The sequence below is a fragment of the uncultured Cyclobacterium sp. genome (assembly GCF_963976465.1).
GTDB lineage: Bacteria > Bacteroidota > Bacteroidia > Cytophagales > Cyclobacteriaceae > Cyclobacterium.
The window spans coordinates 1-11,887 of record NZ_CAXBOC010000124.1; the positions used below are offsets into that span (position 1 = coordinate 1).

The 11,887-nt window shown below is 38.8% G+C and carries 10 protein-coding genes; 5 read left to right on the forward strand and 5 right to left on the reverse strand.

The features are described 5' to 3' along the window. Positions 1 to 144: 144 nt before the first annotated feature. Positions 145 to 945 carry a M48 family metallopeptidase gene (locus tag AAC037_RS09025; protein WP_339902679.1) on the reverse strand — a complete coding sequence of 267 codons (801 nt, stop codon included), beginning with the start codon at positions 943 to 945 and terminating at the stop codon, positions 145 to 147. A gap of 311 nt (positions 946 to 1,256) precedes the next feature. Here AAC037_RS09025 and AAC037_RS09030 point away from each other — a divergent pair, with 311 nt between their 5' ends. Beyond that, positions 1,257 to 1,736: a DUF4442 domain-containing protein gene (locus AAC037_RS09030; protein ID WP_339902680.1), complete on the forward strand. Its 480-nt coding sequence runs from the start codon at positions 1,257 to 1,259 to the stop codon at positions 1,734 to 1,736. Positions 1,737 to 1,746: 10 nt separating this feature from the next. Here AAC037_RS09030 and trxA read toward each other — a convergent pair whose 3' ends face one another. Both trxA and AAC037_RS09040 read right to left on the reverse strand, forming a co-directional pair. Then, the gene (gene trxA, locus AAC037_RS09035; RefSeq protein ID WP_339902681.1) at positions 1,747 to 2,115 is read right to left on the reverse strand and encodes a thioredoxin; all 369 of its coding nucleotides are present in this window, start codon (positions 2,113 to 2,115) and stop codon (positions 1,747 to 1,749) included. Between the two features lie 33 nt (positions 2,116 to 2,148). Further along, complete coding sequence (locus tag AAC037_RS09040) at positions 2,149 to 2,682, reverse strand: DinB family protein (RefSeq protein WP_339902682.1); 534 nt, start codon at positions 2,680 to 2,682, stop codon at positions 2,149 to 2,151. 45 nt (positions 2,683 to 2,727) lie between these two features. On the opposite strand from AAC037_RS09040, the gene AAC037_RS09045 reads away from it, so the two are divergent. Continuing rightward, a complete protein-coding gene (locus tag AAC037_RS09045; protein ID WP_339902683.1) occupies positions 2,728 to 4,758 on the forward strand; it encodes a M3 family metallopeptidase in 2,031 nt (676 codons plus the stop codon). A 478-nt stretch (positions 4,759 to 5,236) separates the two neighbouring features. Here the strand turns inward: AAC037_RS09045 and AAC037_RS09050 are convergent, their stop codons facing one another. Then, positions 5,237 to 6,256, reverse strand: a complete 1,020-nt coding sequence (locus tag AAC037_RS09050; RefSeq protein WP_339902684.1) for a cation diffusion facilitator family transporter — start codon at positions 6,254 to 6,256, stop codon at positions 5,237 to 5,239. Between the two features lie 300 nt (positions 6,257 to 6,556). Between AAC037_RS09050 and AAC037_RS09055 the strand changes: the two genes are divergently transcribed. Next, positions 6,557 to 7,855, forward strand: coding sequence for a serine hydrolase domain-containing protein (locus AAC037_RS09055; RefSeq protein ID WP_339902685.1), 1,299 nt, complete (start codon positions 6,557 to 6,559; stop codon positions 7,853 to 7,855). Positions 7,856 to 7,901: 46 nt separating this feature from the next. Here the strand turns inward: AAC037_RS09055 and AAC037_RS09060 are convergent, their stop codons facing one another. After that, positions 7,902 to 9,482 carry a beta-N-acetylhexosaminidase gene (locus AAC037_RS09060; RefSeq protein ID WP_339902686.1) on the reverse strand — a complete coding sequence of 527 codons (1,581 nt, stop codon included), beginning with the start codon at positions 9,480 to 9,482 and terminating at the stop codon, positions 7,902 to 7,904. Between the two features lie 232 nt (positions 9,483 to 9,714). Here AAC037_RS09060 and AAC037_RS09065 point away from each other — a divergent pair, with 232 nt between their 5' ends. Both AAC037_RS09065 and AAC037_RS09070 read left to right on the forward strand, forming a co-directional pair. Beyond that, positions 9,715 to 11,061, forward strand: coding sequence for a sulfatase (locus AAC037_RS09065; protein ID WP_339902687.1), 1,347 nt, complete (start codon positions 9,715 to 9,717; stop codon positions 11,059 to 11,061). 161 nt (positions 11,062 to 11,222) lie between these two features. Continuing rightward, positions 11,223 to 11,887: class I tRNA ligase family protein (locus AAC037_RS09070; protein WP_339902688.1), on the forward strand; the 665-nt coding region annotated here is incomplete at its 3' end.

The window sequence follows — 11,887 nt, forward strand, 5'->3', positions numbered from 1 at the left end:
ACCTGAGGCTGACCACTCATTTAAAATCTGTCAAAATGTCTCGGGATTTTCTATAAGCCTTGAGGGTAAAGAAAACCGTAGCATTCATTTGAACTAATAGGGCATAAAAAAACCTCTCTAAAAGAATAGAGAGGTTTCAAAATTTTATTTCTCTTTGTTGTAATACTTTAACGCTTCATCCATTTGACTGTTCAGCTTAGCTATTCGTTTTTCCGGACCGGGGTGAGTAGATAAAAACTCAGGCGGTCTGGAAGACGCATCGGATTGAGCATTCATTCTTCCCCAAAAATCCGGGGCTTCTCTAGGGTCATATCCGGCAATAGACATAAAAATTAAACCCAATTGATCTGCTTCCAACTCTTGGTCCCTACCAAACTTCAACATTCCAACTTGACCACCGATTCCCACTGCTTGCAAAAATATGGTTTCAGTTAAACTTGGATCTTCTCCCATGGCTACTTGCAGCCCACCTATTAATCCATTGGCGACCAATCCTTGAGACATTCTTTCTCTGGCATGACTGGCTATGGCGTGTGCCACCTCATGCCCCATCACCACGGCTATACCGGTTTCATCTTCGCAGATGGGAAGAATACCTGTATAGAAAGCTACTTTTCCTCCTGGCATACACCAGGCATTCACCTGATCGCTCTCCAAAAGATTAAAATCCCATTCGAAACCCTCCGTTATAGAAGAATAACCATTGTCTTTCAAATAAGTATCCACTGCATTTGCTATCCGGTTGCCTACCTTCACTACCTGCTGTCCTTCTTTGGTATTGGTAAGTACCTTGCTCTCTTTTAATACTTGTCCGTACTGATCATAAGCCAGAGGCAAAACCTCAGAATTGCTAACAATGCTAAGCTGTTTTCTACCGCTCAATGGTACAGTTGCACAACCATAGACAATGAGGCCTACAAAAAGAAGTGTTAATATTTTTTTCATATGTAATAAATTTCAGATCAAGATAACAAAAAGTAGGCTCCAAAAAAGGTGCCAGATAAATAGTTAACGCAAAAATAGGCACTTTCTATGAAATGTTGCACCTTTTTTTCCACGTGTATGGACTTGTTTGTTTATGAGAACGTTTTCTCCGTATTTACCAAGACAATGAGCTGAAGTGTAAATCACTTTATTTTTTTCCCTTCTATAAAAAAGGCATCATGCATCATCCCTGCTCGAGTAAATGGTTAATTCAAGAATTAAATTTGACCCTGTTGCTGTTTAGTTCACTTTATATCCTTAAATTAATGACCATGAACAAGCATCAACAGTCTTTTGCCCGTTTGGTCACCCAATCTTTTTCATTTTTCGGGTATATGCTAAAGAACCTACCTTCAATTGTTTTTTGGGGTATACGCGTAAAGGATATTAAATTGGACTCCTGCCATACTACCTTGCCATTTAATTGGCGGACAAAAAACCCATTTAAATCCATATACTTTGCGGCTTTGTGTGGAGCAGCAGAACTTTCTTCCGGTTTACTTTGCAAATTGCATTTGGCAGGAAATGGCAATTTTTCTATGCTTGTGGTGGACATGAATGCACAATTCATCAAAAAAGCCAACACTCCTATCCTAATGAAATGTGAAGATGGCCGGCGGGTCAAAGAGACCCTCGCAGGTCTTAGCAAGCAAGGGGATGTTGCCACGCTCAAAACAATAATACATGGCCACGACTCCCACAATGAAACCGTGGCCAAATTTGAAATTACCTGGTCCTTTAAAAGGAAATAAATACTCCTGTTTAAGTAGGTATTCCTGCTTGTTTGTTGATTATATCAACCAACTGATGGCTTTGTACTACCCCTGCTTTTCTCCACACCACCTTGCCTTTTTGGAACAATATCAGTGTAGGAACACTTTTTACTTGATACCTACTGGCTGCCATGGGGTTTTTATCAACATCAATTTTTATAATCTTTGCCTTTCCCCCTACTTTCCCGGCCGTTTCTGTAAGTATAGGCTGCATCATTTTACAAGGACCACACCATGTGGCGTAAAAGTCCACCAATACCGGTTGGTCTCCTTTGATAATTTCTGAAAAACTCTTTCCCTTTGCCATATTTGTAAGCTTTAAATCTAAAACAAAATTATTGTTTTCATAGGAAAACATCAGTGATCTACCTCACAAAGTAATAGCCAACCCTTACAATGACAGATAATATTTTTTGATAATGGAAATATGGTGTTCCATATGCCCAAAAATAATGTATAGGAGAGCGCTTAGGGACATAGGTTTAGCGTCTACAGACCCGATATTGTGGATTTGATCCTCCGGAATGGCTTCAATAAAGTTCCAAAGCAATTGGCGATGCAACAAAAAAGTATCCAATAATTCATTTATTGACTGAGAATTAAAAGCTGCTGTTTTGACATAATTGTCCTGATCAAATCCCGGAAAGTCACTTTTTTCACCTCGGCTTATACTCAGGGCTCTGAAATGCATTATTTTCTCGGTATCGATAATATGTCCCAACAATTCATTAAAAGACCACTTGTTTGTTTTGTAACTAAGCAAAGCTTTCTCGGTAGTCAAATTACCGAATAAGTTTTTAACAAATTGTTCTTGCTCCAGGGACAAGGTCTTTAAATCCTTTTCAGCAACCAAATCAATATAACCTTTATAAAAGGGTGGGTACGCTTTCGGCAGGGGAATTTTAGGTCCTTTAGTAGTCTCCATAATTTTGTTAATTTTGTAGGATAAATTTAAATATAATCATTCGATATGAATCCATTATTGGCAAAATTTAATACTCCGTTTGAAACGGCACCATTTGATAAAATTAAAAATGAACATTTCCTTCCGGCCATTCAAAAAGGTATCGAGGAAGTAAAAGAAGAAATAAAAAAGATCAAAACCTCAAGTCCGCCGGATTTTGAAAACACCATTGTAGCCCTAGAAAATGCCGGTGAAAAGCTTTCAAGAGTAGCTTCCATTTTTTTCAATATCAATGCCGCTGAAACCAATGATGAAATTCAACAGTTGGCCAGAGAAATCTCGCCTCTTTTGTCTGCGCACAGCAATGATATCCTTTTAGATGAAACCCTTTTCACCAGAGTTAAGGCTGTTTTCGACCAAAGAGAGCAGTTAAAATTAAACCCGGAGCAAAGCACACTTCTGGAAAAAAGTTACAAATCCTTTATAAGAAATGGAGCACTTTTAAAAGGGGATGACAAGGAGCGTCTTAGAGCCATTGACCAGAAATTGTCTAAGCTTGGTTTACATTTCGGAGAAAATGTTTTGAAGGAGACCAATAAATATGAACTGGTTATTTCAGAAGCCAAAGATCTTGAAGGCTTACCTGATGGATTGATTGAAGCCGCTGCTCAGACGGCCCAAGAAAAAGGAAAAGAAGGAACATGGGTTTTTACACTTGCCTTTCCTAGCTATGTCCCTTTCATGACCTATGCAAAAAACAGGGAACTTAGGAAAGAAATATACATTGCCTATAACACCAAATCGGCAAAAGGTGACGATTTGGATAATAGACAAATCATCAAAGACATTCTTAAGCTTAAGGATGAAAGAGCAAAGCTTTTAGGTTATGGTCATTATGCTGATTTTGTCCTAGAAGAAAGGATGGCTGAAGGTGGTGAAAAAGTTTTAAGTTTTTTGGATGAATTGTTAGAAAAAGCAAAACCACGCGCACTTGCAGAACTAAAGGAACTGGAAGCCTTTGCCAAAAAAACCGACGGAATAGAAAAGCTGTTCAAATGGGACATCAGCTATTATGCTGAAAAATTGAAGATGGAGAAATATGCTGTTGATGATGAGTTATTAAAACCCTATTTTGAATTAAATCGAACCATTGAAGGCGTTTTCACCACAGCAGAGAAACTTTATGGCATAACCTTTAAAGAAAATAAAGATATTCCTGTTTACCACTCAGACGTAAAAGCCTACGAAGTCAGCGATGCAGACGGAAACCATTTGGCGGTTTTTTATGCTGACTTTTTTCCAAGAGCAGGCAAAAGAAATGGTGCTTGGATGACAGTATATAGGGGGCAACGAAAAGTTGACGGCAAGGAGTACCGTCCTCACGTCTCTATCGTTTGTAACTTCACCAAACCCACTAAAACGAAACCAAGTCTACTAACCTTCAATGAGGTCACCACTTTATTTCACGAATTTGGTCATGCTCTTCATGGCATGTTGGCCCAAGGCACTTATGGATCCTTATCCGGCACAAATGTATACTGGGATTTTGTGGAACTTCCTTCTCAAATTTTTGAAAATTGGTGCTATGAAGAAGCCTGTCTTGACTTGTTTGCCAAGCATTATGAAACAGGAGAACCCATTCCAAAATCATATATTGATAATATAAAAAAAGCGGCCAATTTTCATCAAGGTTTTCAAACCGCTAGACAAATCAGCTTAGGGCAACTGGACATGGCCTACCACACCACTGCACCTGATGCCATTGATGATGTATTTGAATTTGAAAATGAGGTCATGAAGCCCACTGCTTTGCTGGACCCGGTCCCAAATACCATGATAAGCACCTCTTTCTCCCATATCTTTCAGGGAGGTTATGCAGCAGGGTATTACAGTTACAAATGGGCTGAAGTATTGGATGCAGACGCTTTCGAATTATTTCAGGAAAAAGGTGTTTTCGACAAAGAAACTGCACAATCTTTTAAAGATAATATCCTATCCATGGGGGGCAAAGAACATCCTTCAATTTTATACAAACGTTTTAGGGGCAGAGCTCCTAAACCTGATGCACTTATCAAAAGAGCAGGTTTGGAGGTATAAAATTGGATATCAATTAAGTCATTGCTACTTAATCCGTCCAAGTCAACAATACTGTTGGGATGGACGGGTTTGTTATTTCAGCTTCGGCCACAAATACAAAAGGGGCTCGAATGGCCCCTTTTTAAACTTGTTTCGGAAAAACCTGTCTAAGTCCGTATGTAGGAAAAAATATATTGGTCTCTTAAATGATGATAAAACCAATTATCAACAACCAGATTAGGGCTGAAACCATTAATAATATGGTGAATTGTTTATCTTTCATCTCCCCGAAATTTTAATTCTTTTTATACAATTAATGTATGAAAAATAACCCATAAAAGCAAATAATACCAAAATAAAATTTTAATATCTCAATAAAATTCAAATTTTTAATTTTATTGATTAGTTAATATTATTCCTAAATAATTTCATAAGCGTCAAATACTTCAAATAAAATTAATGAATCATTATTATTTTGATTCATTCACTGTAAAAGAATTCAACTCTTTTTGTCCGGCTTCGTTTTGAATTGGCCCAACTCGTGGTAATGTTTTTGATTCTGAGACATATTGTCGGCAGTCCATTTGATCTTCTTCGATTGAGGAAATTTCCTTACCGGACAACTTTCTACTTGACAATAACGACAGCAAGGGTCTGGGATACAGGGATCTGCATGAACAAAAACTTCGGTTTTTCCCGGAAGATTTTCTTCCAATACTTCCTCCACCTCATGTACACAGTCATGAACCTGCACAAGGTCATAATAATAGGGAAGTGTAAGGTGCAAGTCAACATGATTGTCGCCTCCATATTGCTGAACCCGCATATTGTGAATATCAATCCAGTTTTTTTGCCGATGTTCATTTAGTATTTGAACCGTTTTATTGATGGATTTTGGATTGGACTCATCCATTAGTCCTGCCACTGACTTCCTGACCAAAAAATAACCGTTATAAATAATATAAAAGGCAAAGAGTAATGAAATAATGCTGTCTAATAGGTACCAGCCGGTAAAATAAATGATGGCAATTCCCAAAATTAAAACAAAACTGCTGATGGCATCGGTTGAAATATGTTTCCCGTCAGCTTCCAAAGTCAGGCTGTTTAACTCCTTCCCTTTTCGCTGCAATACATAACCCAAGACCCCATTTACCACACCTGAAAATCCTATCAACACCATACCCAAAGGCAATTCAATCAGGGGTTCGGGAAACAAGAACGATTTAATGGATTGGTAAAGAATAAAAATTCCAGCAACAATTATCAAAGTCCCTTCGATTCCGGCACTAAAAAATTCGATTTTACCATGCCCATAAGGATGGTTTTTATCCTTAGGTATGGCACTTAACCTCACACTGTAAAGCGCAAAAAAAGAAGCCACTACATTAACAATGCTTTCCAAAGCATCCGTAAGTATAGCATTGGACCCTGTCAAGAGATAGGAATAAAATTTAACTACCAATAATATTATACTGATAGCAACTGACCAAAGAATAATTCGCTGCTTTTCTGAATCCACCCCTGCCACTATTTACTTTTCAAAATTAGTCTTATTTAGGGAATTGAGAAAGGGAAGACCATAATTAAAATTTAGAGCACTCCTATTTTTTAATTAATTATTCGGCTTCAGTTGAGAGAGGTGTAAAAAGGAGATCTGCCAGCTTATAACTAAAATAAAATTACGCAATCAATTATTAAGACGCACCTAATAATTTATGTTTTAAAAGAAAGGTCCTACAGAGAATTCTTATGGAAATACTTGAGAAAATGCCTATTTTGACAACCAAATTCACGCTAACCTCAAATTGTCACGAAACTTATGAATATAAAAAACTTTTATCTCTTTTTAAGCTTTCTATTCCTCACTTCCATCGCACTTAAGGCACAAACGAAATCAGGACAGCAATCACCACCATTGTCTCAAGCCTCTCCTTCCAGTGTAGGTGTTTCACCGGAAAGGTTAGCCCGTATTGACGAAATGCTAAAAGAATCAGTTAAGGACAACACCATTCCGGGCGCAGTTGCCCTCATCGCCAGGAACGGGAAAATTGTTTTTCATGAAGCTTATGGAAATGCTGATGCCAATGGAAGAAAGTTAAGAAAAGATGCCATATTTAGAATTGCCAGCCAATCCAAAGCAATCACTTCAACTGCAGTGATGATGCTTTGGGAAGAAGGCAAATTCCGATTGGATGATCCAATTTCAAAATACATTCCTGAATTTAAAAACCCAGAAGTTTTGGTAAATTTCAAGTATGCAGACACTACCTATACTACTAAACCGGCCAATAAAGAAATAACGATCAGACACCTACTTACACATACTTCAGGGATTGGCTATGGAGCAATAGACAGGGATGAAAGAATGAAAATGATCTATGAAAAAGCCGGTACCATAGACTTGTTTACAACTTCACCGGTCACAATTGAGGAAATAGCCTTGAAAATTGCCAAATTACCTCTTCACCACCACCCCGGAGAGAAATACACCTACAGTTTGGGATTAGATGTTTTGGGATACTTTGTAGAGGTCATTTCCGGAATGACTTTTCAAGATTATTTACTCAAACACTTGTTCATCCCTTTAGGAATGAATGATACAAATTTTTATTTTCCGGCATCCAAAGCTGATCGACTTGTAGCCATCCAGCATAAAGAAAACGGTCAATGGAAAAACTATCCCAATACCTTTTATGATGTCGATTACCCTGTCAAAGGGGCTAAAACATTTTTCTCCGGAGGTGCAGGACTTTCCAGCACTGCAAAAGACTATGCGACTTTTCTACAGATGTACCTCAATGGAGGAGAACTAAACGGGAAACGTTTTTTGAGTCGAACAACCATTGCTTCAATGATGGGTAATCAAACCGGAGATCTCTATGGGGGTGGCGACCAGCATTATGGCCTGGCCTTTGGTGTGTTAACTGACCATGGCCAAGCCAAAGCAGGCTTAGGATCTACTGGAACTTTTATCTGGGGAGGCTATTTTAACACCCAATATTTTGCAGACCCTAAAGAAAAACTCATAGGCGTAATTCTCAAGCAAACCCAAGGAAGTACCGGTGACCAAACAAGCTGGAAATTCAAACAAATGGTAGGCGCCAGCATTGATGATTGATCCATTACACATGTCCCACTGAACCCTAACAGGACTTAAACTCCTGTTAGGGTTCATACACCGGTTCCGGATGATGGTCAGGGTCCAAAGGATCGTAATAATATAATTTTTCAGCTTTGTACTTCTTCAAATGTGCCGCCAATCTACTCATAAAACTAGGGTAAGCTTGATCTTCTTTTTGCGACCAAACCACCTCTGCCAAAGCTGCTATCCTGGGATACATCAGAAAATCAAACCGCTCTTCATTGGGAACAGTTTCTGTCCAAAGGTTGGCTTGAATACCCAAAATAAGGTCTTCCTCTTCTTTCTTTATACCAAAGGCATCCATATCAAAATGATAAACTGCTTCTAAAGGAGCAAAAGCACCTGCCCACTTTCTTCCATACTTATGATCTTCTTTCTGAAGAAAATCGAAATAGAATGGGATCCTAGGACAAACCACAGTCGGATACCCATTTTTTAGTGAAAGGCTCAGTTGCTCCTTTTTATCATGCCTCCACCAAAAAATAATTGTTTTGTCCTTGGGCAAATTCGCGGTAGCCATCTCATCCCAGGCCAAAACCTTATTGTTAAAACGAAAAAGCGTATCGGCCATCCTTTCAAAGAAATAGTCTTCGACATCTTTCATGCCTGTCAAACCTTCCTTTGCCATCAACTTGAGAACATCCGGATCTTTAGGCCACATTTGATTGCCAAAACTCACTTCATCACCTCCCAAATGCATCATATTGCTGGGAAACAAAGCATCCACTTCATGCAAGATCTGGGATAAATAATCATAGGTAGACTCTTTGGCAGGATGAAAGGTAAAGTCAGGATATTTTTCTGATCCACCGCCACTGTGTTCCGGATACGCCCTATTGGCGGCTGTGGCATGTCCCGGCATATCTATTTCAGGAATCACCTGTATCATTCTTTCACGTGCATACCTAACAATCTCCTTAATTTCTTCCTGTGTATAGTAGGCGGCAGGTGCATTGGGTTCTGATTGATTGCCAATTCCTCCAACGGTGGCTAATTTGGGGAAACTTTTAATTTCTATTCGCCATCCCGGAGCATCTGTCAAATGCCAATGAAAAGTATTTAGTTTATAATAAGCCATGTGGTCAAGTAGCTGCTTCACTTTTTCCATGCCAAAAAAGTACCTAGACTCATCCAGCATAATCCCTCGCCATGCGTACCTTGGACTGTCCTGAATTTCCCAGTTAGGTAGGGCAATTTCCCCATGTTTTTCCTTGGCAGCATGTGCCAATTGAATCAGAGAAATCACTCCATAAAAGGCTCCTGTTTCATTTGAGGCTTCAATTGTTACTGAATTTTGCTGGATGTTTATTTTATAGCCTGGCTTCAGGTCATTAACCTTTTTGATCACTATGGTTTTTGAAGCTGATTCAATTTCCAGAAGTGGCATATCCAACAATCTTAATGCTTCCTGTTGCAAATAATTTCCTTGATCCGGAAAACCTTCAAGCCTAATACCAACTTTGCTATCCCATAGAAACGCTCCTGGGTTAAGTTGATAATTGGCCGGAATGGGAATAATCTCCGGCTGTTGCTGAGCAATAGTGAAGTTTAGAGAAAAAAGAACAAATAAAATTGCCAAAGAAAAAGGTTTTACTAAATACATTGAGGTAAGGTTAAATATTTTGCCAAAACTATAAAAAATTCAATGATGGGCCGGCTATTAAAATGATAATCTCATCTAAAATTTAAAATACAAAAAAGGAAACACACCTTAGATTTAACTATTAGATATTAAAAAGCAGGATAATATTGTAAATTTGGCTTAATAAAAATAACATATAATTGACTTCAATTCTTTATAAAATATTTACTATCTAACTTCTTAATTGATCATAATGCACCTAACAAAACCCTCCTTTAAACTATTTCCTATATTCCTTTTATTGATGCTCTTGGCTGCTTGTAAGCAGGAAGTCAGTACCTCCCAAAGTCAACCCAATATCATCGTATTTTTTACGGATGATCAGGGCTTTGCGGACTTAGGTGTTTATGGCGCAGAGGGCTTTGAAACGCCTCATTTAGATCAATTGGCCACTGAAGGCATAAGGTTTACAAATTTTTATGTTCCAGCAACAGTATGTACCCCATCAAGAGCGGGACTATTGACAGGCCGTTACCCTAAAAGAAGTAATTTGCATGAAGCAGTGCTTTTTCCTTTTTCAGAGGGTGGCTTATCTCCCCAAGAGTATACCATGGCAGAAATGCTGAAAGATGCAGGCTATACCACCTCATGTATAGGAAAATGGCATTTGGGGCATAAGGAAGCTTTCATGCCAAACAACCAAGGCTTCGATACTTTCTATGGTGTGCCTTACTCCAATGATATGGACAATTATTACTACAAAGACATTGACTTTCAGTCGCCTCCCCTTCCTTTTTATCGGAACACCACCCTTATAGAAAATGGTCCTGACCAAAGGTATCTGACCAAACGCTATACTGATGAGACGGTAAAACAAATTAAGAATAGAGGGGAAACCCCTTTCTTTATTTACCTCGCACACAATATGCCCCATACCCCACTTTTTGCTTCTCCTGCTTTTGAGGGCAAAAGTAAAAAAGGTCTATACGGAGATGTGATAATGGAATTGGATTGGAGTGCGGGAGAAATTATCAAAGCATTGAAAGAAGAAGGAATTTATGAAAATACCATCTTTGTTTTTACTTCCGACAATGGCCCGTCCAAAGGATCAGCAAAACCTTTGAGAGGAAAGAAAGCCCAAACTTGGGAAGGTGGCCAAAGAGTACCCGGCATTATTACTTGGCCCGGTACCATTCCAGCAGGGGTAGTAACCGATGAGTTTGTCAGTACGCTGGATCTATTGCCAACCTTTGCCCAATTAGCATCCACAAGTATCCCGAAAGAAATAAAAATTGACGGGATGGATATCAGCACTTTTTTAAAGAACCCCAAGGGAGAAGATTTACCGGAAAGACCTTTCCTTTTTTATGCAAGAAATGGTGAACTAGAGGCCATTCGCTTGGGTAAATGGAAACTACATATCAAAAAATCAATCGGCTGGAATGAAAATGCAGAAGGCACTTTTCAAGTTTCACTTTATGATTTGGAAAATGATATTTCGGAACAAACCAATGTTGCAGAACTTCACCCTGAAATTGTTAAAAAGCTTACAAGCATGGCCCAAGACTCTGATTTGGGCCTCAAGTACAAAAATAATTGAGCCTAAAAGACCAACTTTGCTACTAAAAAGTCCAAAGTAAATCCCTTACATTAAAAATAACATCCTTCTTGCTGAAGTAAATGGGTAGGCTTTACATTTCAAGTGGTATAAATGTATCCTGCTATTTCTCTCAAAATCAATTTTAGCTATCTTTGCATTCTATGAGCGAAAATAAATTCAAAAGATATACAATTACCTCTGCCTTACCCTATGCTAACGGCCCCTTGCATATAGGTCATTTGGCAGGTTGTTATATTCCTTCAGATATATATGTGCGGTATTTAAGGTCTCAACAAAAAGACGTGGCCTATGTATGTGGATCAGATGAGCATGGTGTAGCCATCACCATCAAAGCCAAGAATGAAGGAATAAGTCCTCAGGAAGTAGTGGACAGGTACCATGGCATAATGAAGAATAGTTTCGAGAAATTTGGAATCAGCTTCGATCATTATTCTCGGACCTCTTCTCCGGTACATCATGAAACGGCCAGTCAATTGTTTACCGATCTCTACCAAAAAGGTGAGTTTGATGAAAAAGAAACCGAACAATATTATGATGCTGAAGCCAAACAGTTTTTAGCAGACAGGTATATAGAAGGCACTTGTCCCAATTGTGGGTACGAGGAAGCATATGGAGACCAATGTGAAAAATGTGGTTCATCTTTAAGCCCAACCGACCTGATCGATCCTCGTTCAAAACTTAGTGGCAACACCCCCGTGTTAAAAATGACCAAACACTGGTTTCTGGATTTGGGCAAATACACGCCTTTTTTAAAAAAGTGGATCCTTGAGGACCATGCCAATGACTGGAAAAACAATGTTTTGGG

What these genes read in the sequence shown, in the direction of transcription:
- AAC037_RS09025 (WP_339902679.1), bottom strand. Translation starts at nt 945, where the DNA reads ATGAAAAAAATATTAACACTTCTTTTTGTAGGCCTCATTGTCTATGGT.
- AAC037_RS09065 (WP_339902687.1), top strand. Translation starts at nt 9,715, where the DNA reads ATGCACCTAACAAAACCCTCCTTTAAACTATTTCCTATATTCCTTTTA.
- AAC037_RS09055 (WP_339902685.1), top strand. Translation starts at nt 6,557, where the DNA reads ATGAATATAAAAAACTTTTATCTCTTTTTAAGCTTTCTATTCCTCACT.
- AAC037_RS09060 (WP_339902686.1), bottom strand. Translation starts at nt 9,482, where the DNA reads ATGTATTTAGTAAAACCTTTTTCTTTGGCAATTTTATTTGTTCTTTTT.
- trxA (WP_339902681.1), bottom strand. Translation starts at nt 2,115, where the DNA reads ATGTTTTCCTATGAAAACAATAATTTTGTTTTAGATTTAAAGCTTACA.
- AAC037_RS09030 (WP_339902680.1), top strand. Translation starts at nt 1,257, where the DNA reads ATGAACAAGCATCAACAGTCTTTTGCCCGTTTGGTCACCCAATCTTTT.
- AAC037_RS09040 (WP_339902682.1), bottom strand. Translation starts at nt 2,682, where the DNA reads ATGGAGACTACTAAAGGACCTAAAATTCCCCTGCCGAAAGCGTACCCA.
- AAC037_RS09045 (WP_339902683.1), top strand. Translation starts at nt 2,728, where the DNA reads ATGAATCCATTATTGGCAAAATTTAATACTCCGTTTGAAACGGCACCA.